The following is a 20,838-nucleotide window of genomic DNA, read 5'->3' as shown; positions in this document are numbered from 1 at the left end:
CTGTCAGCGCCGGGTGGCAGGATCGGCACATGTCAGACGCGCTCGATGCCACCCCCTACGACGCCCTGCTCCTGCTCTCCTTCGGCGGCCCGGAAGGCCCGGACGACGTGGTTCCGTTCCTGGAGAACGTGACACGCGGGCGCGGTATCCCGACCGAACGTCTCAAGGAGGTCGGGCAGCACTACTTCCTGTTCGGCGGGGTCAGCCCGATCAACGGCCACAACCGCGCCCTGCTGGACGCCCTGCGCAAGGACTTCGCCGAGCACGGCCTGGACCTGCCGGTCTACTGGGGCAACCGCAACTGGGCGCCGTACCTGACGGACACCCTGCGCGAGATGGTCGCCGACGGCCGCCGCCGCATCCTGGTGCTCGCCACCAGCGCCTACGCCTCTTATTCGGGCTGCCGCCAGTACCGCGAGAACCTCGCGGACTCGCTGGCCGCGCTGGCGGCCGAGGGCCTCGAACTCCCGAAGATCGACAAGCTGCGGCACTACTTCAACCACCCCGGCTTCCTCGACCCGATGATCGACGGGGTCCTCCAGTCCCTCGCCGACCTCCCCGAGGACGTCCGCGCGGGCGCCCACATCGCGTTCACCACCCACTCCATCCCGACCGCGAGCGCCGACACCTCGGGGCCGGTCGAGACACACGGCGAGGGCGGCGCGTACGTCGAGGAGCATCTGGACGTGGCCCAGCTGATCGCCGACGCGGTCCGCGAGCGCACCGGCATCGACCACCCCTGGCGGCTCGTCTACCAGTCCCGCTCCGGCGCCCCGCACATCCCGTGGCTGGAGCCCGACATCTGCGACCACCTGGAGACGCTGCACGGCGCCGGGGTCCCGGCCGTCGTCATGGCCCCCATCGGCTTCGTCTCCGACCACATGGAGGTCCTCTACGACCTCGACACGGAAGCCAGGGCCAAGGCCGGGGAGCTGGGTCTGCCGGTACGGCGGTCCGCGACGGTGGGGGACGACCCCAGGTTCGCCGCCGCCATCCGCGAGCTGGTGCTGGAGCGCGCGGCCGTGGAGAACGGGCGGGAGGTCACGCCGTGCGCCCTGGGCGCACTCGGCGCGAGCCACAACCTCTGCCCGGTCGGCTGCTGCCCGGCCCGCGCACTCCGCCCCGCCGCGGCCGGCGCCGACAGCCCCTACGCGTGAGGAGCCCCGTGACCGACACCCTGCACACCGACCTCCTGAAGCTCGCCCGGGAGGCGGCCGCCCGCGCGGGCGAGCTGCTGCGGGACGGCCGCCCGGCCGACCTCGCCGTGGCCCGGACCAAGTCCAGCCCGATCGACGTCGTGACCGAGATGGACATCGCGGCGGAGAAACTGATCACCGACCTGATCGCCGGTCACCGTCCCGACGACGGCTTCCTCGGCGAGGAGGGCGCGTCCACGCAGGGCACGAGCGGCGTCCGCTGGGTGATCGACCCGCTCGACGGCACGGTCAACTACCTGTACGGGCTGCCGACCTGGGCGGTCTCCATCGCGGCCGAGCAGGACGGGGAGACCGTGGTCGGCGTCGTGGCGGCCCCGATGCGCGGCGAGACGTACCACGCGGTGCGCGGCGGCGGGGCCTGGGCGACCGGGGCGTGGGAGGGCGAGCGGGAGCTGCGCTGCCGCCCGGCACCGCCGCTGGACCAGGCACTGGTGTCGACCGGCTTCAACTACGTCACCGACGTCCGCACCCACCAGGCCGAGGTCGCGGCCCGGCTGATCCCGCTGCTCCGCGACATCCGGCGCAGTGGGTCGGCGGCGATCGACCTCTGCGACGTGGCCTGCGGCCGGCTGGACGGGTACTACGAGCGCGGGCTGAACGCGTGGGACTGGGGAGCGGGGGACCTGATCGCCCGCGAGGCCGGCGCCCGCACCGGTGGACGCCCTGGAGAGCCCCTGTCCCGCGACCTGACGATCGCCGGCACCCCGGGCGTCTTCGAGCCCCTCCAGCGCCTCCTGGAGGACTTCGGAGCATGGCACGACTGAGGAACGGCGCCCGCGTGGTCTGAGGGGCAGCGGCAGCGCCGGAGGCCGTCGTGACGGCCGGGCGCCGTCGCGGCGGCCGGGCGCCGTCGCGGCGGAAGGCCGGCGGTCGGCGAGCCCGATCCGGCTGTGGGGGGAGTCGGCAGCGGCGAACGGTCGGCCGGGCACCGCCGGAGACCGCCGTCGTGGCTTGGCACCGCGGCGGCGGGAAAAGATCTCCGGGCGTCGGCCTCGCGAGAACTCCTGGCGCCGTCGCTCCCGGCGCCCGCAGCCGGTCTCGCGAAAAAGATCTCGCGCCTTGCCGGTCGGCAGGAATCGAACGCCGTCGCGGTGGGAATGGATCAGGTACGAGCAGGGCCCCGGCGCTGGATTCGCCGGGGCCCTGTTCTCGTGGTGTCGTGCTGCGGGACTGTCAGACGCTGGTCGCGCCGACTTCCACACCGTGTTCGGCTGCGAGGCGGCGCAGGTCGTCGAGCTCGGCCTGTTCCACTTCGACGAGGAAGTCGTCACCCTCGTCACGAGCCCTCGTGATGTCGGACTCGGTCGCCTTTATGCGCTGCAGAAGTCCTGCGGTGAATGCGTCCATGCTGCGCCCCCTCGTCCTGGGTCGTGGGTCGGTGGCACGGGGGTGTGCCGTTCAGAAGGGGCGATCACGTCTCTTGCGGGTGCCCAGCGCTGCCCTGCTGGGCGGCGACGGTGCCGGACACCCCCATCGTCCACTCTGCTGTAGCGGCGGTGTACGTACCGCATGGTGCTGCGGCACATGCAGAGCGTGATCGCGGGGTGTACATGCCGTCCTCCCCCCGCTCCCCTCCGTGGAAACCTCAACCGCAGGAGAAAATCTCGCATTCCCGCCCGGCGGCCTCCGATCCCGCTGCGACGGCCCCCGTCTTACTGCCGACTTATGGCCGAAAAGGGCAGGATGGAGGTCACACACCCCATGGAGCCCCCTGCCCGCGTGCGCCGGTGCGCGCTACGCGAGTGGACAGAGGAAGGACAAGCGACGTGCGCGTACTCGTCGTCGAGGACGAGCAACTGCTCGCCGATGCGGTGGCCACCGGACTGCGCCGGGAGGCCATGGCCGTCGACGTCGTGTACGACGGTGCGGCCGCCCTGGAGCGCATCGGCGTCAACGACTACGACGTGGTCGTCCTCGACCGCGACCTCCCCCTCGTGCACGGCGACGACGTCTGCCGCAAGATCGTCGAGCTCGGCATGCCCACCCGCGTGCTGATGCTGACCGCGTCCGGCGACGTCAGCGACCGCGTCGAGGGCCTGGAGATCGGCGCTGACGACTACCTCCCCAAACCCTTCGCGTTCAGCGAGCTCATCGCGCGCGTGCGGGCCCTCGGCCGCCGTACCAGCGTGCCGCTGCCGCCCGTCCTGGAGCGCGCCGGCATCAAGCTCGACCCGAACCGCCGCGAGGTCTTCCGCGACGGCAAGGAGGTCCAGCTCGCGCCGAAGGAGTTCGCCGTCCTGGAGGTGCTGATGCGCAGCGAGGGGGCGGTGGTCAGCGCCGAGCAGCTCCTGGAGAAGGCGTGGGACGAGAACACCGACCCCTTCACCAACGTCGTGCGCGTGACCGTGATGACGCTCCGCCGCAAGCTGGGCGAGCCCCCGGTGATCGTCACCGTCCCCGGCTCGGGTTACCGGATCTGATGACCGTGGCGACCACTCCCGCACCCCCACAGGCACCCCCCAAGCCCACCTGGGACCCCAGAAGGCCGCAGCCGGTCCTGCCGTGGCTGCGCCCGACCATCCGCATACGGCTCACCCTGCTGTACGGCGGCATGTTCCTGATCGCGGGCATTCTGCTGCTGTCGATCATCTACCTGCTTGCCGCCCAGGCGATCAGCACCGGCAACCAGCCGCTGTTCAAGATCATCGAGGGCGTGAACATCAAGGTCTCCAGCGACAACTGTCCGGCGATCACCAGCGCCGGCACCAGCGCCCAGATCAAGATCTCGGACTTCAACGCCGCGATCGCCGAGTGCGTGGACCACCAGCGCCAGGCGGCCCTGGACGACCTGCTGAGCCGCTCGCTGCTGGCCCTGCTGGGCCTGGCCGTGATCGCCTTCGCGTTCGGCTACGCGATGGCCGGCCGGGTGCTGTCCCCGCTCGGCCGGATCACCCGCACCGCCCGCGCGGTGGCCGGCTCGGACCTGTCCCGCCGGATCGAGCTGGACGGCCCGGACGACGAGCTCAAGGAGCTCGCGGACACCTTCGACGACATGCTGGAACGGCTGCAGCGGGCCTTCACCGCCCAGCAGCGCTTCGTCGGCAACGCCTCCCACGAGCTGCGCACGCCCCTGGCGATCAACCGCACGCTCCTGGAGGTGCACCTCTCGGACCCGGGCGCGCCCGTGGAGCTGCAGCAGCTCGGCAAGACGCTGCTGGCCACCAACGAGCGCAGCGAGCAGCTCGTGGAGGGCCTGCTGCTGCTCGCCCGCAGCGACAACCAGATCGTCGAGCGCAAACCGGTCGACCTGGCCGAGGTGGCCTCCCAGGCCGTCGACCAGGTGCACGCCGAGGCGGAGGCCAAGGGCGTGACGATCCGGGGCGTGCGGAAACCGGCGGTGGTGCAGGGCAACGGCGTGCTCCTGGAGCGGATCGCCCTGAACCTGCTGCAGAACGCGGTGCGCTACAACGTGATCGAGGACGGCTGGGTCGAGGTCAACACGGAGATCCAGCACGGACAGGCGGTGCTGTACGTTGCGAACACCGGGCCGGTGGTGCCGGCGTACGAGATCGACAACCTCTTCGAGCCCTTCAGACGGCTGCGTACCGAGCGCACGGGCAGCGACAAGGGTGTCGGCCTCGGCCTTTCCATCGTGCGGTCGGTGGCCCGGGCGCACGGCGGGTACATCGCGGCCCAGCCCCGCGAGGGCGGCGGTCTCGTGATGCGGGTCACGCTCCCGGTCTGATGCCGTTACAAGATCGCGACACACGCGGGGGATGTTCGCTTTGCGCTGAATTTTCCAGCGGCGCGGCACCTTCCCCCGTGTGTGATCGATCACAAGGGCGGATTTCCGGCCATCTACTCTCTGTGATCATGGCTAGGGGAATAAAGCCGGGAAAATCCCTGTTTTCAGGGGTCTTGATCACGGGAAGTACAGGGTGAGGCGCCTTTGAAGTGCCTCGACAGGACCGTGTACGGTCCCCATCGCCATTCAACCTGATCACTCTCGAGGGGTCCGGTTGGGTGTCGATTGAGTAACAGACCTTGATGTGAGGCAAAATCTCCGCCTCGGGTCGGGCACAAGTCCGGCCTCTCACGCGTTACGTGCGCTGGAGACACCGCAGACACCCAGAGGGGGAGAGCGACATGGCAACCGACTACGACACTCCACGCAAGACCGACGACGACGTCGACTCGGACAGCCTTGAAGAGCTGAAGGCCAGGAGGAACGACAAGTCCACGTCCTCGGTGGACGTCGACGAATTCGAGGCCGCCGAAGGCCTGGAGCTGCCCGGCGCGGACCTCTCGAACGAGGAGCTGGCCGTCCGGGTGCTGCCCAAGCAGCAGGACGAGTTCACCTGCATGAGCTGCTTCCTGGTGCACCACCGCAGCCAGCTGGCCCGGGAGAAGAACGGTCAGCCGATCTGCCGCGACTGCGACTGAGGACGGGTCGGGCATGACTGGCTCGACCCCACCTCGGAAGCGCCGCTTCCCGCTCCCGGGAGCGGACTCGGGGCCGTCCGACGGCCCACGTGCGCGTGACGACGAGCGGGGCTCACCCGAACCGGGAGCCTCGCTCGAACCGGCGGCCGGCCGGGGTGACCTCCCGGCGCCGGCGGACCAGCCCGCGCCCGTCGCCCGGCGACGGGCCGCGGTCATCCGTGACAAGGCCGTGGACATGGCCCGGGAAGGGGCCCGTAGGGGCGGCAGCCGCGCGAAAGCGGGGCTGGCGTACCTCGCGGACCGGATCATCGAGATCGCCCCGCGTGTCCCCGTACGCGACCTCGCGGCTTTGCGCCGGCAGTTCCCGGGCCTCGGGCCCGAGCAGCTCGCCGACAAGCTGGTGGCCGGCGCGGCGGGCGCGACCTCGGCGGTCGGGGCCGGTGTCGGGGCGGCCGCGATGCTGCCGGTGCCGCCGGCCATGCCGACCGAGCTGGCCGCGGAGATCACCGGGGTCGCGGCGATCGAGCTGAAGCTGATCGCCGAGCTCCACGAGGTGTACGGGGTGCGGCCGCCGGGGAACCTGAAAGCCCGCAGTACCGCGTATCTGTCCTCCTGGTCGGGGGAGCGCGGGATCGACGTGATGAAGCCGTCGACGATCAACACGGCCCTCGGGGGCCAGATGAAGCGCGAGCTGCGCCAGCAGATCATGAAGCGGGTGGTGCGGGACCTGCCCAACCTGATGCCGTTCATGGTGGGCGCCGCGGTGGGAGCGGTCATGAACCGCCGGGACACCAGAAGACTCGCGGCGCGGATCCGGGCGGACCTGAGAAAGATCCAGGTGCCGTGGGAGGAACTGCCGGAGCTGCCGCCGCTGGAGAAGCCGGCGGAGCCGCTGCCGATCGCCGAGTTGCCGGAGGACTTCGGAGGCTGAGGCCGACGCCGCCACCGCGCGTGGGGCCGGCACCGCCGGACCGTGCCGTCGCGACGGAGCGCCGTTGCGGCGGGAGAAGACCGAGCGGTGGAGAACCGGGCCGGCCGGCCTCAGCGGCGAGGGCAGCCCACGGCGGAACCGCGGCGAGAGCCGGCCGACGGCTCAGCAGGCCCCGGAGGGGGCCCGCAGACGGCTGCCGGGGCGCTGAGCGGGTCCTGCGGCTCGCGGCACTTCCGGCGGGGCGCTTACCCCTGCGGGGTCTTCGCCGCCTCGATCGCCGCCGCCAGGGCCTCCGGCTCCCGTGTCGACAGGTACAGGTACGGCGTCGGGTCCTCCGGGTCCGTGACCTCCACGCGCAGGGCCCTCGGGATGTAGGAGCGCAGCAGGAGGAAGGCGCGCACGTCGGCCTTGTACGTGCGCCAGGCGCGCGCCTCGTCCGGGTCCAGGATCTCCGACGAGCCCAGGGCCGACACCGGGATCCTCGCCTCGCCCGCGATCAGCGAGTCGCCGACGACCCGGATGCGCGGGGAGCCGTACGAGCTGGCCACCACCGCCGCGGCCGCGGTGCCGCCGACCAGGCCGCCGAGCATCGGCAGGGTGCCGAACGGCAGCAGGATCAGGGCGAACGAGACGCCGACCAGGAAGCTGATGAACCACCACGACCGGGGGGCGGTCAGGCGTTCTTCGTACGGGGTCGCGGAGAGCTGCATGGAGCCAAGCTTGGCACGGTGTCCGGATTCACCGGACGCGCGGGTAAGGTCTGCGGCTGTGAGTGGTAGTTCCGCAGCTCTTCAGCCCCCCGCCAGTGCCCGGAAACCGGAGCGGCACCCCGACGCGCCCGCGCCCGGTGAGCTCATCGGTGCACACTACGAACACTGTTTCGGGTGTGGCCATGGGCAGTCCCACGGGCTGCATCTGGAGGCACGGGCCGGCGAGGGCGTCTCCCTCACCGCCGAGTTCACCGTACGCCCCGCGCACCAGGGCGCCCCGGGTCTCGCGCACGGCGGGGTGCTCGCCACCGCCCTCGACGAGACGCTGGGCTCGCTCAACTGGCTGCTGCGGAAGATCGCCGTGACGGGACGGCTGGAGACCGACTTCGTGCGGCCCGTGCCCGTCGGCACCACGCTCCACCTGGCGGCCGAGGTGGTCGCCGTGGCCGGCCGGAAGATCTACTCGACCGCCACCGGACGCATGGACGGCCCCACCGGGCCCGTCGCCGTCCGCGCCGACGCCCTCTTCGTCGAGGTCCCGGTCGAGCACTTCGTCGACAACGGCCGCCAGGAAGAGATCCAGGCCGCCATGAAGGACCCTGACCGGGCCCGGCGCGCCCGCGCCTTCGAGGTGAATCCGTGAACCCCGTGAACCCCGTGAACTCCGCGAACCCCTTGGCCCCGGCCCGTCCGGCGAGCCCGCTCGGCGTCCTCGTCCGCCGCGTCGACCCCGACGTTCCGCTTCCGGCGTACGAGCACCCCGGTGACGCGGGAGCCGATCTGCGCACCACCGAGGCGTGCGAGCTGGAGCCGGGAGAACGGGCCGTACTGCCCACGGGAGTGTCGATCGCCCTCCCGGAGGGGTACGCGGCCTTCGTGCACCCCCGTTCGGGGCTCGCCGCCCGATGCGGTGTGGCCCTCGTGAATGCCCCGGGGACGATTGATGCCGGGTACCGTGGGGAGATCAAGGTGATCGTGGTGAATCTCGATCCGCGCCAGGCGGTGCGGTTCGAGCGCTTCGACCGGATCGCCCAACTGGTCGTCCAGCAGGTCGAGAGGGTCCGCTTCCAGGAGGTGGCGGAACTTCCCGATTCGGCGCGGGCCGAGGGGGGCTTCGGGTCCACCGGCGGTCATGCCGCGGTGGGCGACGTGAGCGGCACAAGCGGTCAGGCCGCCGAGGGCGGTCGGACGGGTGGGAATCGATACGCTTCGGTCGTATCCGACCGGGAAGGACAGTGACGTGTTCGGACGTCGCAACAAGAAGGGTGCCGCCGAGGACGCGGCCGGCGAGGCCGAGCAGGTCGTCGACAGCGTCGACACCGAGGCGGACGAGGAAGAGGGCGGGCGCGAGCGCGTCCGTCTGGAGCCGGAGCCCCGGCCCGACGGGCCGTGGGACGACACCGAGGTGCGCGAGCCCGGCGAGGGCCGGGTGGACCTGGGCGGTCTGTTCGTGCCCGGCGTGGACGGCATGGAGCTCCGGGTCGAGGTCGCGGGCGACGCGATCGTCGCGGCGACCGTCGTGCTCCGCGACAGCGCCGTCCAGCTGCAGGCCTTCGCCGCGCCCAAGCGCGAGGGCATCTGGGGCGAGGTCCGCGAGGAGATCGCGACCGGCATCACCCAGCAGGGCGGCATCGTCGACGAGGTCGAGGGTCCGCTGGGCTGGGAGCTGCGCGCCCAGGTGCCGGTGCAGCTGCCGGACGGCACGGGCGGCTTCCAGGTCGTGCGGTTCGTCGGTGTGGACGGCCCGCGCTGGTTCCTGCGCGGTGTGATCTCCGGGCAGGGCGCGGTGCAGCCGCAGGCGGCCGGGCTCCTTGAGCAGATCTTCCGGGACACCGTCGTGGTCCGTGGCGAGGGCCCGATGGCGCCCCGCGACCCGATCGTCCTGAAGCTGCCCAACGACGCCCAGATGGTCCCCGAGGGCGTCCAGCAGGAGGAGTCCTCGCGCTTCTCCGGCGGCATGGGCCAGCTCCAGCGCGGACCGGAGATCACCGAGGTCCGGTAGCGGAACCGAGAGCGACAGGGCCGTACCCCGCACCCGGGGTGCGGCCCTTTCACATTGCGCGGGCGGTGCGGTGTGAATGACTCCGGCTTACTTCACACCTTGACGGAAGTCTGGTCCGTACCTACGGTCTCCGTTCAACGCCTATGTTCACAGAGGCGCTCCATGTTCACATACAAGAACGTGAGAACGGAGTCGCTGTGCGTCGCATCCCCCTGCTCGCGGCCGTGGGAGCCCTGCTCGTGGGGGCCTTCACGGCCCCCGCCGCCCACTCCGCCCCCAGCACCTTCGTGCACCCCGGAGTCACCGTCTCCAAGGCCCAGCTGGACTTCGCCCGCACCGAGGTGCTGGCCGGCGCCCAGCCCTGGAAGTCGGCCTACGACCAGATGATGGCGAGCAAGTACGCCGACCTGAACCGCACCCCCACCCCCTGGGCGACGGTCGAGTGCGGCTCGTACTCGAACCCCAACTACGGCTGCACCGACGAGCGCGAGGACGCGATCGCCGCCTACACCGACGCCCTCGCCTGGTACATCACCAAGGACGCGCGCTACGCCCAGAAGGCCATCCAGATCATGGACGCCTGGTCGGCAACCATCACCGGCCACACCAACAGCAACGCGCCCCTCCAGACGGGCTGGGCGGGCTCCTCCTGGCCCAAGGCCGCCGAGATCATCAGATACACCTACACCGGCACCTGGGCGAACGAGGCCCGCTTCGCCACCATGCTGCGCAACGTCTACCTCCCCACCGTCATCAAGGGCTCCAACTCCAACGGCAACTGGGAGCTGTCGATGATGGAGGCCGCCGTCGGCATCTCCGTCTTCCTGGAGGACAAGACCTCGTACGACACGGCCATGGCGAAGTTCCGCACCCGCACGGCCGCCTACGTCTACCTGGCCTCCGACGGGTCGGTGCCCAAGACCGTGCCCAGCCAGAACCTGGACACCACCGCCAAGATCGTCTCCTACTGGCAGGGCCAGTCCACCTTCGTCACCGGCCTCACCCAGGAGACCTGCCGGGACTTCACGCACACCGGGTACGGCATCTCCGCGATCTCGCACGTCGCCGAGACCGGCCGGATCCAGGGCGAGGACCTGTACGGCACGGACGTCGGCGAGCGGCTGCGGCAGGCGCTCGGCTTCCAGGCCAAGTACCAGCTGGGCACCGCCGTCCCCAGCTGGCTCTGCGGCGGCTCCCTCAACCTCGGGCTCGGGCCCGTCACCGAGGTCGGCTACAACGCCCTCCACAACCGCCTGGGCATCGCCATGACCAACACCCAGACGCTCACCCTGAACAACCGCCCCGCGGGCAGCAACAACCTCTTCGTCGCCTGGGAGACCCTCACCCACGGTGACAACCCCAACTGAGTGCAAGGTGATGGGCGCCGGAGCCGCGGCACCGGCGTCCATCAGGGTTGCGTCAAAGATGCCCGCTGCCGGGGTCCCTGCCCCGTTCGCCCGGATTGTTGGCCGTAAGGTCGACGCTGCGTAGGCGGCAGTTGCAGGAAGACAATAGGACCATGGCACGCGGCAAGCTTCGGATCTATCTCGGTGCGGCACCGGGCGTGGGCAAGACCTACGCCATGCTCTCCGAGGCACACCGGCGGGTGGAGCGGGGCACCGACTGTGTGGTCGCCTTCGTCGAGCACCACGACCGGCAGCGCACCGAGGTGATGCTGCACGGCCTGGAGCAGATCCAGCGCAAGGAGCTGGAGTACCGGGGCGCCGTGTTCACGGAGATGGACGTGGACGCCGTACTGCGCCGGGCCCCCGCCGTCGCGCTGGTGGACGAACTCGCCCACACCAACATCCCCGGCTCCCGCAACGCCAAGCGCTGGCAGGACGTGGAAGAGCTGCTGGCGGCCGGGATCGACGTGATCTCGACCGTCAACATCCAGCACCTGGAGTCGCTCGGCGACGTGGTCGAGTCCATCACGGGCGTGCGCCAGCGCGAGACCGTGCCCGACGAGGTGGTACGGCGCGCGGACCAGATCGAGCTGGTCGACATGTCGCCCCAGGCGCTGCGCCGGCGCATGGCGCACGGCAACATCTACAAGTCGGACAAGGTCGACGCGGCCTTGTCCAACTACTTCCGGCCGGGCAACCTCACCGCCCTGCGCGAGCTGGCGCTGCTGTGGGTGGCCGACCGGGCCGACGAGTACCTGAAGCAGTACCGCAGCGAGCACCGGGTCTCGAAGATCTGGGGCTCGCGCGAGCGGATCGTCGTGGGGCTCACCGGCGGGCCGGAGGGCCGGACGCTGATCCGGCGGGCCGCCCGGCTGGCCGAGAAGGGCGCCGGCGGCGAGGTGCTCGCCGTCTACATCTCCCGCAGCGACGGCCTGACCTCGGCCTCCCCGAAGGAACTCGCCGTCCAGCGCACCCTGGTCGAGGACCTCGGCGGCACCTTCCACCACGTCGTCGGCGAGGACATCCCCGCGGCCCTGCTCGACTTCGCACGCGGGGTCAACGCCACCCAGATCGTGCTCGGCTCCTCGCGCCGCAAGGCCTGGCAGTACGTCCTCGGACCCGGCGTCGGCGCCACCGTCGCCCGCGAGTCGGGACCCGACCTGGACGTCCACATCGTCACCCACGGCGAGGCCGGCAAGGGCCGCGGACTGCCGGTGGCCCGGGGCGCGCGGCTGGGCCGCGGCCGGATCATCGCGGGCTGGCTGGTCGGGCTGGCCGGCCCCGTCGTCATGGCGGTGCTGCTGAACACCGTCGACCTCGGCCTCGCCAACGACATGCTGCTCTTCCTGACCCTCACGGTCGCGGCCGCGCTGCTCGGCGGGCTCTTCCCCGCGCTGGCCTCGGCGGCCTTCGGGTCGCTGCTGCTGAACTACTTCTACACCCCGCCCCTGCACCGGCTGACCATCGCCGACCCGAAGAACATCGTGGCCATCGTGATCTTCTTCGGGGTCGCGCTGTCCGTCGCCTCGGTCGTGGACCTCGCGGCCCGCCGCACCCACCAGGCGGCCCGGCTGCGCGCCGAGTCGGAGATCCTCTCCTTCCTGGCCGGCAACGTGCTGCGCGGTGAGACCAGCCTGGAGGAGCTGCTCGAACGCGTCCGGGAGACCTTCGGCATGGAGTCCGCCGCCCTCCTGGAGCGGGCGGGCGACGTCGAGCCGTGGAGCTGCGCGGGCCGCGCCGGGTTCGGGCCCGCCCTGCAGCGGCCCGAGGACGCCGACGTCGACATGCCGGTGGGCGACCACATGGCCCTCGCGCTGACCGGCCGGGTGCTGCCCGCCGAGGACCGCCGGGTGCTCGCCGCCTTCGCCGCCCAGGCAGCCGTCGTCCTGGACCGCAGGCGCCTCCAGGAGGAGGCCGAGCAGGCCCGCGCGCTCGCCGAGGGCAACCGGATCCGTACCGCCCTGCTGGCCGCCGTCAGCCACGATCTGCGCACCCCGCTGGCCGGTATCAAGGCGGCGGTGTCGTCGCTGCGCTCGGACGACGTGGACTGGTCCGAGGAGGACCGGGCGGAGCTCCTCGAAGGCATCGAGGAGGGCGCCGACCGGCTGGACCACCTCGTCGGCAACCTGCTCGACATGTCCCGGCTGCAGACCGGCACCGTCACCCCGATCGTCCACGAGACCGACCTCGACGAGGTGGTCCCGATGGCCCTGGTCGGGGTACCGGACGGCAGTGTGGACCTGGACGTCCCCGAGACCCTGCCGATGGTCGAGGCCGACGCCGGACTCCTGGAGCGGTCGGTGGCCAACCTGGTCGAGAACGCCGTCAAGTACAGCCCGCCCGACCGGCCGGTGCTGGTCTCCGCCAGCGCCATCGCGGACCGGGTGGAGGTACGGATCGTGGACCGCGGTCCCGGCGTGCCCGACGAGGCCAAGGAACGCATATTCGAGCCCTTCCAGCGCTACGGTGACGCTCCGCGCGGTGCCGGGGTCGGACTCGGGCTCGCGGTCGCCCGGGGCTTCGCGGAGGCGATGGGCGGCACCCTGAACGCCGAGGACACGCCCGGCGGCGGGCTCACCATGGTCCTCAGCCTCCGCGCGGCAGGATCGGTCACCGCAGCGGCAGCAGCACTGGCAGAACCGGAAAGGCAGGCCTCATGCTGAGCCCGACTGGGGGTGCCCCCCAGACCCCCACGCGTGTGCTCGTGGTCGACGACGAGCCGCAGATCGTGCGCGCCCTCGTGATCAACCTCAAGGCGCGCAAGTACGAGGTCGACGCGGCCCCCGACGGCCGAACCGCCCTCGAACTGGCCGCCTCCCGCCACCCCGACGTGGTCGTCCTCGACCTCGGCCTGCCCGACATGGACGGCGTCGAGGTGATCAGGGGACTGCGCGGCTGGACCCGGGTGCCGATCCTGGTCCTCTCCGCCCGCCACTCCTCCGACGAGAAGGTCGAGGCGCTCGACGCCGGCGCCGACGACTACGTCACCAAGCCCTTCGGCATGGACGAGCTGCTGGCCCGGCTGCGGGCCGCCGTACGCCGCGCCGAGCCCCTCGCCGGGGGCGGCGAGGACGACGTCCTGGTGGAGACCGAGGGCTTCACCGTCGACCTGGCCGCGAAGAAGGTCAACCGGGCCGGCCGGGACGTCCGGCTCACCCCGACCGAGTGGCACCTGCTGGAGGTACTGGTGCGCAACACCGGGCGGCTGGTCAGCCAGAAACAGCTGCTCCAGGAGGTGTGGGGGCCGTCGTACGGGACGGAGACCAACTATCTGCGCGTGTACATGGCACAACTGCGCCGCAAGCTGGAGGCGGATCCCTCACACCCGAAGCACTTCATCACGGAGCCGGGGATGGGTTACCGGTTCGAGAGGTGAGCCGCGGGTCGGCCGGGGGTCCGGGGGTCGCTCCCCGGGGGATGCGGCATCACGGAGCCGGGGATGGGCTACCGGTTCGAGAGGTGAGCCGCGGGTCGGCCGGGGGTCCGGGGGTCGCTCCCCGGGGGATGCAGGATCACGGAGCCGGGGATGGGCTACCGGTTCGAGAGGTGAGCCGGGTCGCGAAGTGAGCTGGGCTACGGCGGTGTCGGTGGGCCCCGGTACGCTTCAGACATGAGTGCTGTTCCTCGTTCCGAAAAGCCGGCCGGCCGGTTCCGGCGCATGCTCGACCGGCTCTCCTCGTCGCAGGAGGACCTGGAGTCGGAGGAGCTGCGGGAGGACGCCGACACCACGGGCTGCATCCGGATCGGCGACTGCCACGACCGGCAGATCGTCACGGTTACTGGTACCTTGCGCACGGTCACCCTGCGGCCGCGCGCCGGAGTCCCGGCCCTGGAGGCCGAGCTGTTCGACGGCTCCGCCGCGCTGGACGTGGTGTGGCTCGGCAGGCGTTCCATCGTGGGCATAGAACCGGGGCGCAGGCTGATCGCATCGGGCCGGATCTCGCTGAGCCGGGGCCGCCGGGTGCTGTTCAATCCCAAGTACGAACTGAGACCCCTCGGTAGGGAGTAGCCGGTGACGTCGCTCGACAAGCCGACCGAAGACACGCAGGCGGAGGACGCCCGGGCGGAAGACGCGCGGGCGGTGACCGAGGCAGCGCTCTTCGAGGCGTTCGGCGGTGTCCGGGGCATGGTCGAGACGGTCCTGCCCGGACTGCTCTTCGTCACGATCTTCACCATCAACAAGGACCTGCACTGGTCGGCGATCGCCGCCCTCGCGGTCTCCGTGGTGCTGGTCGTGGTCCGCCTCGCCATGAGGGACACCGTCAAGCACGCCTTCAGCGGTGTCTTCGGCGTCGCCTTCGGTGTCGTCTTCGCGATGATGACGGGCAACGCCAAGGACTTCTACCTCCCCGGCATGCTCTACACGCTGGGCCTGGCGCTGGCGTACATCATCACGACCCTGTGCGGGGTCCCGCTGATCGGCCTGATCCTCGGCCCGGTCTTCAAGGAGAACCTCTCCTGGCGCACCCGCAACCCCGGCCGCAAGAAGGCGTACGCCAAGGCCAGCTGGGCATGGGGTCTGATCCTGCTCGCCAAGTGCGCGATCCTCTTCCCGCTGTACTGGTGGGCGAACACGGCCCAACTCGGCTGGGTGCTCGTCGCGTTGAAGATCCCGCCGTTCCTGCTCGCCGTCTGGCTCACCTGGGTCTTCCTGGCGAAGGCGCCGGCGCCGATCGACGTGTTCGCGGAGATGGAGGCGGCGGAGAAGGCCGAGGAGGAGCGCAAGGCGGCGCAGGCCGCGGAGAGCGGTGAGGCGGCCTCGGGCGGACGCCACCGCAAGTAGACCGGTACGGCAGAAGGGCGCCCTCCACAGCGGAGGGCGCCCTTCTGCATGCGTACCGTCAGCTGTCTTCCCGCCGGACCGACAGCAGGTCCTCCAGCTGCTCCTCGCGGGCCTGGGCCGCCACGAAGAGGAGTTCGTCGCCCGCCTCCAGGGAGTCCTCGCGGGAGGGGGTGAGGACCCGGGTGCCGCGGATGATCGTGACCAGGGAGGTGTCCTCGGGCCACTCCACATCGCCGACCTGGGTACCGGCCAGCGCCGACTCCTCGGGCAGCGTCAGCTCCACCAGGTTCGCGTCGCCGTGGCTGAAGCGCAGCAGCCTGACCAGGTCGCCGACCGACACCGCCTCCTCCACCAGGGCCGACATCAGGCGCGGCGTCGAGACGGCGACGTCCACGCCCCAGGACTCGTTGAACAGCCACTCGTTCTTGGGGTTGTTGACCCGGGCGACGACGCGCGGAACGCCGTACTCCGTCTTCGCGAGCAGCGAGACGACCAGGTTCACCTTGTCGTCGCCGGTCGCGGCGATCACGACGTTGCAGCGCTGCAGCGCCGCCTCGTCGAGGGAGGTGATCTCACAGGCGTCGGCCAGCAGCCACTCCGCCTGCGGCACCCGCTCGACCGAGATGGCGGTCGGGGCCTTGTCGATCAGCAGGACCTCGTGGCCGTTCTCCAGCAGCTCGCCCGCGATCGAGCGGCCGACGGCACCGGCCCCGGCAATGGCGACCCTCATCAGTGACCGCCCTCCTCTTCCGGACCCCCGGCGAAGGCGGCCTCGACCTTGTCGACGTCGTCCGTCCGCATCATCACGTGCACCAGATCGCCCTCCTGCAGGACCGTCTGCGAGGTGGGCAGCATCGCCTCGCCGAGCCGGGTCAGGAACGCGACCCGGACACCGGTCTCCTCCTGGAGCTTGCTGATCTTGTGGCCGACCCACTTGGGGGAGGCGTGCACCTCGGCGAGCTGGACCCCGCCGGTGGGGTCGCGCCACAGCGGCTCGGCGCCCGAGGGCAGCAGCCGGCGCAGCATCTGGTCGGCGGTCCAGCGGACCGTGGCGACGGTCGGGATGCCCAGGCGCTGGTAGACCTCGGCGCGCCGGGGGTCGTAGATCCGGGCCGCGACGTTCTCCACCCCGAACATCTCGCGGGCGACGCGCGCGGAGATGATGTTCGAGTTGTCGCCGCTGGAGACGGCCGCGAAGGCGCCGGCCTCCTCGATGCCCGCCTCGCGCAGGGTGTCCTGGTCGAAGCCGACTCCGGTGACCCGGCGGCCGCCGAATCCCGGGCCCAGCCTGCGGAAGGCGGTGGGGTCCTGGTCGATCACGGCGACCGTGTGCCCCTGTTGCTCCAGGGTCTGGGCGAGAGCGGAACCCACTCTGCCGCAGCCCATGATGACGATGTGCACGACCGTCCTTCCGGTGTCCCAAAGTTACTGCTCAGCCCCATCAGGGTCTCAGACCGTGGCCCAAGCTACACACGCACCGTCCCGGCCGGGCACCCCTGTGCGAGGCTCATCGTCGAGTGATGCTGCGCACGCTCCAGGCGGTGAGGATTCCGAGGCCGACGAGGGCGAGCGTGGCACCGATCAGCTCTGCGGTCGCGGGCATGGGACCTCCGAAGTGCGAAGACAGCCGGGATCTGTCATCTAGGCACGGATCGGACGTAGGCTGCGGAATCCGCAGTTCCAGCCGTCTCCTTTTTCACTCGGGAGGCAGATCCGGTACTGCGGCTGGAGACCTGCCAGGTGGAAGGCCTACGATCCTCTCTCGTGTCCAAACTGACCGACGTGCCCAAACGGATCCTGATCGGGCGCGCACTGCGCAGCGACAGACTGGGTGAAACGCTCCTGCCGAAGCGCATCGCGCTCCCCGTCTTCGCCTCCGACCCGCTGTCCTCCGTCGCCTACGCGCCGGGGGAGGTCCTGCTGGTCCTGTCCATCGCGGGCGTGTCGGCGTACCACTTCAGCCCCTGGATCGCCGTCGCGGTCGTCGTGCTGATGTTCACGGTGGTCGCCTCCTACCGGCAGAACGTCCACGCCTACCCGAGCGGCGGCGGCGACTACGAGGTCGCCACCACCAACCTCGGCCCCAAGGCCGGCCTGACCGTCGCCAGCGCGCTGCTCGTCGACTACGTCCTGACCGTCGCCGTCTCCATCGCCTCCGGCATCGAGAACCTCGGCTCCGCGGTCCCCTTCGTCGTCGAGCACAAGGTGCTGTGCGCGGTCACCGTGATAGTGCTGCTGACGCTGATGAACCTGCGCGGCGTGAAGGAGTCCGGCAAGCTCTTCGCGATCCCGACGTACGTGTTCGTCGGCGGCGTCTTCATCATGATCGCGTGGGGTGCGTTCCGGGGCCTGGTCCTCGGCGACACGATGCGCGCCCCGACCGCCGGCTACCACATCAAGGCCGAACACCAGGGTCTGGCGGGCTTCGCCCTGGTCTTCCTCCTGCTGCGCGCCTTCTCCTCCGGCTGTGCGGCGCTCACCGGTGTCGAGGCGATCTCCAACGGCGTCCCGGCCTTCCGCAAGCCCAAGTCGAAGAACGCGGCGAGCACGCTGGCCGCGATGGGTCTGCTGGCGGTCACCATGTTCTGCGGCATCATCGCGCTGGCCATGGTCACCAAGGTCCGCATGGCCGAGAACCCGGCCACCGACCTGCTCCACAACGGCGTCGCGATCGGCTCCGGCTACGTCCAGAACCCGGTGATCTCCCAGGTCGCCGAGGCGGTCTTCGGCAAGGGCAGCTTCCTGTTCATCGTGCTCGCCGCGGCCACCGCCCTCGTCCTCTTCCTGGCCGCGAACACCGCGTACAACGGCTTCCCGCTGCTCGGCTCGATCCTCGCCCAGGACCGCTACCTGCCGCGCCAGCTGCACACCCGCGGCGACCGGCTGGCCTTCTCCAACGGCATCGTGCTGCTTGCCGGCGCCGCCGCCCTGCTGACGGTCATCTACGGCGCCGACTCGACCCGCCTCATCCAGCTGTACATCGTCGGCGTGTTCGTGTCCTTCACGCTCAGCCAGACCGGCATGGTCCGGCACTGGAACCGCCACCTGGCCACCGAGAACGACCCGGCCAAGCGCAGCCACATGATCCGCTCCCGCGCGATCAACGCGTTCGGCGCGTTCTTCACCGGTCTGGTGCTGGTCGTCGTCCTGGTCACGAAGTTCACCCACGGCGCCTGGGTGGCGCTGCTCGGCATGTGCATCTTCTACGCCACGATGACCGCGATCCGTAAGCACTACGACCGCGTCTCCGAGGAGATCTCGGCCCCCGAGGAGCCGGACGACGACCTGGTCCGCCCGTCCCGCGTCCACTCGCTCGTCCTCATCTCCAAGATCCACCGCCCCACCCTGCGCGCCCTGGCCTACGCCAAGCTGATGCGCTCGGACACCCTGGAGGCGCTCACCGTCAACGTCGACCCGGCCGAGACGAAGGCGCTGCGCGAGGAGTGGGAGCGGCGCGGGATAGACGTACCGCTGAAGGTCCTCGACTCGCCGTACCGCGAGATCACCCGGCCGATCATCGAGTACGTCAAGGGCCTGCGCGCCCAGTCGCCGCGGGACGCGGTCTCCGTGATCATCCCGGAGTACGTCGTCGGCCACTGGTACGAGCACCTGCTGCACAACCAGAGCGCGCTGCGGCTCAAGGGCCGGCTGCTGTTCACGCCCGGCGTGATGGTGACGTCCGTGCCCTACCAGCTGGCCTCCTCGGAGGTGGCCAGGAACCGGGCCCGCAAGCGCCAGGAGTGGAACGCGCCCGGCGCGGTCCGGCGCGGTCCGGCGGAGCACCGGCCCAAGGAGCACAGCGGGGGCTGACCGGGGCGGGGGAGCACCGGTGGCCGCGTGGGCGTGGTCGTGGGGGACGGGCGGGGGCGGAGGCGGCCGTCCCTCCCCGCAGACGGCTCTCCCTCCCCGTACAGACGCGGCAGGCGGCGGCTCGGCGACCACGTAGACTGGTGGGCTGTCGTCGGCCCTCGCCCGGGCCGTTTCCCTCCCCCTTGATCTGGAGTCACCCCGCCATGCAGGCAGAACCGAAGAAGTCGCTGGTGGGGACGGAGTACGAGGTCGAGGTCGGCCCGGTCGCGCACGGCGGGCACTGCATCGCCAGGACCGCCGAGGGCCAGGTGCTGTTCGTCCGGCACACGCTGCCCGGTGAGCGGGTCGTGGCCCGGGTGACCGAGGGCGAGGAGGGGGCCCGCTTCCTGCGCGCGGACGCGGTGGACATCCTGGACGCGTCCAAGGACCGCGTGCCGGCCCCTTGTCCCTACGCCGGCCCCGGTCGCTGCGGCGGCTGCGACTGGCAGCACGCGAAGCCGGGAGCCCAGCGCAGGATGAAGGGCGAGGTGATCGCCGAACAGCTGCAGCGGCTGGCCGGTCTCACGCCGGAGGACGTCGGCTGGGACGGCACGGTGATGCCCGCCGAGGGCGACAAGCTGCCGGCGGGCGAGGTGCCGCAGTGGCGGACCCGGGTGCAGTACGCCGTCGACGCCGACGGCAACGCGGGACTGCGCCGGCACCGCTCGCACGAGGTGGAGCCAATCGAGCACTGCATGATCGCGGCGCCCGGCGTCAGCGAACTGGGCATCGAGGAGCGGGACTGGTCGGGCATGGCCGCGGTGGAGGCGATCGCCGCGACGGGCTCCCAGGACCGCATGGTCATCCTGGAGCCGCGCCCGGGCGCCCGTCTCCCCCTGGTCGAACTCGACAAGCCCGTCTCGGTGATGCGCGTCGACGAGCACGACGGGGGCATCCACCGCGTCCACGGCCGCGCCTTCGTCCGCGAACGCGCCGACGGCCGCACCCACCGGGTCGGCAGCGGCGGCTTCTGGCAGGTCCACCCGAAGGCGGCGGACACCTTGGTCACGGCGGTCATGCAGGGCCTCCTCCCGCGCAAGGGCGAGATGGCGCTGGACCTCTACTGCGGAGTGGGTCTCTTCGCCGGCGCCCTCGCCGACCGCCTCGGCGAGAAGGGCGCGGTCCTCGGTATCGAGTCCGGCAAGCGCGCGGTGGAGGACGCCCGCCACAACCTCGCCGACTTCCCCCGGGTCCGCGTCGAGCAGGGCAAGGTCGAGTCGGTCCTCCCGCGCACCGGCATCACGGAGGTGGACCTCATCGTCCTCGACCCCCCGCGCGCGGGAGCGGGCCGCAGGACGGTCGAGCACCTGTCATCCCTGGGCGCCCGCCGCATCGCCTACGTGGCCTGCGACCCGGCGGCCCTGGCCCGCGACCTGGCGTACTTCCGGGACGGGGGGTACCGGGTACGGACACTGCGGGCGTTCGACCTGTTTCCGATGACGCATCATGTGGAGTGCGTGGCGATTCTGGAGCCAGCGGCCAAGGGCGTCTGACCTGCGATTTTACTGTGCGGGTGGGTTGCTGGACCTGTTTCCCTCCTGGGAGCGGTTCGAGCGG

Annotated in this window: 20 protein-coding genes; 16 read left to right on the top strand and 4 right to left on the bottom strand. The window is 71.0% G+C overall.

Features of this window, described 5'->3' with window-relative positions; genetic code table 11:
- Window positions 1-29: 29 nt before the first annotated feature.
- The gene (locus tag SSP29_RS31745; RefSeq protein WP_089104292.1) at window positions 30-1,157 is read left to right on the top strand and encodes a ferrochelatase; all 1,128 of its coding nucleotides are present in this window, start codon (window positions 30-32) and stop codon (window positions 1,155-1,157) included.
- 8 nt (window positions 1,158-1,165) lie between these two features.
- Window positions 1,166-1,981 (top strand): inositol monophosphatase family protein, encoded by an 816-nt coding sequence (locus tag SSP29_RS31740; protein WP_089104291.1) that lies wholly within the window; start codon window positions 1,166-1,168, stop codon window positions 1,979-1,981.
- Window positions 1,982-2,390: 409 nt separating this feature from the next.
- On the opposite strand, the gene SSP29_RS58710 is transcribed toward SSP29_RS31740, so the two are convergent.
- A complete protein-coding gene (locus tag SSP29_RS58710) occupies window positions 2,391-2,564 on the bottom strand; it encodes a hypothetical protein (RefSeq protein WP_167450044.1) in 174 nt (57 codons plus the stop codon).
- A gap of 419 nt (window positions 2,565-2,983) precedes the next feature.
- Here SSP29_RS58710 and SSP29_RS56775 point away from each other — a divergent pair, with 419 nt between their 5' ends.
- The 4 genes from SSP29_RS56775 to SSP29_RS31715 all read left to right on the top strand — a co-directional run bounded on the left by SSP29_RS56775 (window position 2,984) and on the right by SSP29_RS31715 (window position 6,531).
- Window positions 2,984-3,637: a response regulator transcription factor gene (locus SSP29_RS56775; RefSeq protein ID WP_003993508.1), complete on the top strand. Its 654-nt coding sequence runs from the start codon at window positions 2,984-2,986 to the stop codon at window positions 3,635-3,637.
- 5 nt (window positions 3,638-3,642) lie between these two features.
- Window positions 3,643-4,902 carry a sensor histidine kinase gene (locus tag SSP29_RS31725; protein ID WP_089104456.1) on the top strand — a complete coding sequence of 420 codons (1,260 nt, stop codon included), beginning with the start codon at window positions 3,643-3,645 and terminating at the stop codon, window positions 4,900-4,902.
- 401 nt (window positions 4,903-5,303) lie between these two features.
- Window positions 5,304-5,600, top strand: a complete 297-nt coding sequence (locus SSP29_RS31720) for a DUF4193 domain-containing protein (RefSeq protein WP_003997302.1) — start codon at window positions 5,304-5,306, stop codon at window positions 5,598-5,600.
- A gap of 13 nt (window positions 5,601-5,613) precedes the next feature.
- Window positions 5,614-6,531, top strand: a complete 918-nt coding sequence (locus tag SSP29_RS31715) for a hypothetical protein (protein ID WP_089104290.1) — start codon at window positions 5,614-5,616, stop codon at window positions 6,529-6,531.
- A 245-nt stretch (window positions 6,532-6,776) separates the two neighbouring features.
- Here the strand turns inward: SSP29_RS31715 and SSP29_RS31710 are convergent, their stop codons facing one another.
- Entirely contained in the window at window positions 6,777-7,241 is a 465-nt protein-coding gene (locus SSP29_RS31710) for a DUF3093 domain-containing protein (protein ID WP_089104289.1), read from the bottom strand.
- 58 nt (window positions 7,242-7,299) lie between these two features.
- Here SSP29_RS31710 and SSP29_RS31705 point away from each other — a divergent pair, with 58 nt between their 5' ends.
- From SSP29_RS31705 to SSP29_RS31670, 8 genes are all read left to right on the top strand, one after another.
- Window positions 7,300-7,884: a PaaI family thioesterase gene (locus SSP29_RS31705; protein WP_089104288.1), complete on the top strand. Its 585-nt coding sequence runs from the start codon at window positions 7,300-7,302 to the stop codon at window positions 7,882-7,884.
- 5 nt (window positions 7,885-7,889) lie between these two features.
- Window positions 7,890-8,480 (top strand): dUTP diphosphatase, encoded by a 591-nt coding sequence (gene dut / locus SSP29_RS31700; protein ID WP_438363824.1) that lies wholly within the window; start codon window positions 7,890-7,892, stop codon window positions 8,478-8,480.
- Window position 8,481: 1 nt separating this feature from the next.
- Complete coding sequence (locus SSP29_RS31695) at window positions 8,482-9,243, top strand: DUF3710 domain-containing protein (protein WP_089104287.1); 762 nt, start codon at window positions 8,482-8,484, stop codon at window positions 9,241-9,243.
- 197 nt (window positions 9,244-9,440) lie between these two features.
- A complete protein-coding gene (locus tag SSP29_RS31690) occupies window positions 9,441-10,610 on the top strand; it encodes an alginate lyase family protein (protein WP_245883312.1) in 1,170 nt (389 codons plus the stop codon).
- A 152-nt stretch (window positions 10,611-10,762) separates the two neighbouring features.
- Complete coding sequence (locus tag SSP29_RS31685) at window positions 10,763-13,312, top strand: ATP-binding protein (RefSeq protein ID WP_089104285.1); 2,550 nt, start codon at window positions 10,763-10,765, stop codon at window positions 13,310-13,312.
- Window positions 13,306-14,025: a response regulator gene (locus SSP29_RS31680; protein ID WP_089104284.1), complete on the top strand. Its 720-nt coding sequence runs from the start codon at window positions 13,306-13,308 to the stop codon at window positions 14,023-14,025. Before SSP29_RS31685 ends, SSP29_RS31680 begins: the two co-directional genes overlap by 7 nt.
- A 234-nt stretch (window positions 14,026-14,259) precedes the next feature.
- Window positions 14,260-14,658 (top strand): OB-fold nucleic acid binding domain-containing protein, encoded by a 399-nt coding sequence (locus SSP29_RS31675; protein ID WP_089104283.1) that lies wholly within the window; start codon window positions 14,260-14,262, stop codon window positions 14,656-14,658.
- Between the two features lie 3 nt (window positions 14,659-14,661).
- Window positions 14,662-15,432 (top strand): DUF3159 domain-containing protein, encoded by a 771-nt coding sequence (locus tag SSP29_RS31670; RefSeq protein WP_089104282.1) that lies wholly within the window; start codon window positions 14,662-14,664, stop codon window positions 15,430-15,432.
- A 58-nt stretch (window positions 15,433-15,490) separates the two neighbouring features.
- Here the strand turns inward: SSP29_RS31670 and SSP29_RS31665 are convergent, their stop codons facing one another.
- Entirely contained in the window at window positions 15,491-16,162 is a 672-nt protein-coding gene (locus tag SSP29_RS31665) for a potassium channel family protein (protein WP_089104281.1), read from the bottom strand.
- On the bottom strand, window positions 16,162-16,833 hold the full coding sequence (locus tag SSP29_RS31660) for a potassium channel family protein (RefSeq protein WP_089104280.1): 672 nt from the start codon (window positions 16,831-16,833) through the stop codon (window positions 16,162-16,164). The genes SSP29_RS31665 and SSP29_RS31660 overlap by 1 nt, the downstream gene beginning before the upstream one ends.
- 363 nt (window positions 16,834-17,196) lie before the next feature.
- On the opposite strand from SSP29_RS31660, the gene SSP29_RS31655 reads away from it, so the two are divergent.
- Window positions 17,197-19,242: an APC family permease gene (locus tag SSP29_RS31655; protein ID WP_089104279.1), complete on the top strand. Its 2,046-nt coding sequence runs from the start codon at window positions 17,197-17,199 to the stop codon at window positions 19,240-19,242.
- Window positions 19,243-19,445: 203 nt separating this feature from the next.
- Complete coding sequence (locus tag SSP29_RS31650) at window positions 19,446-20,774, top strand: class I SAM-dependent RNA methyltransferase (RefSeq protein ID WP_089104278.1); 1,329 nt, start codon at window positions 19,446-19,448, stop codon at window positions 20,772-20,774.
- Window positions 20,775-20,838 lie beyond the last annotated feature (64 nt).

The sequence above is a fragment of the Streptomyces hyaluromycini genome (assembly GCF_002217755.1).
In the GTDB taxonomy this organism is placed as follows: Bacteria; Actinomycetota; Actinomycetes; order Streptomycetales; family Streptomycetaceae; genus Streptomyces; species Streptomyces hyaluromycini.
This window is presented reverse-complemented; position numbering and strand designations above follow the sequence as displayed.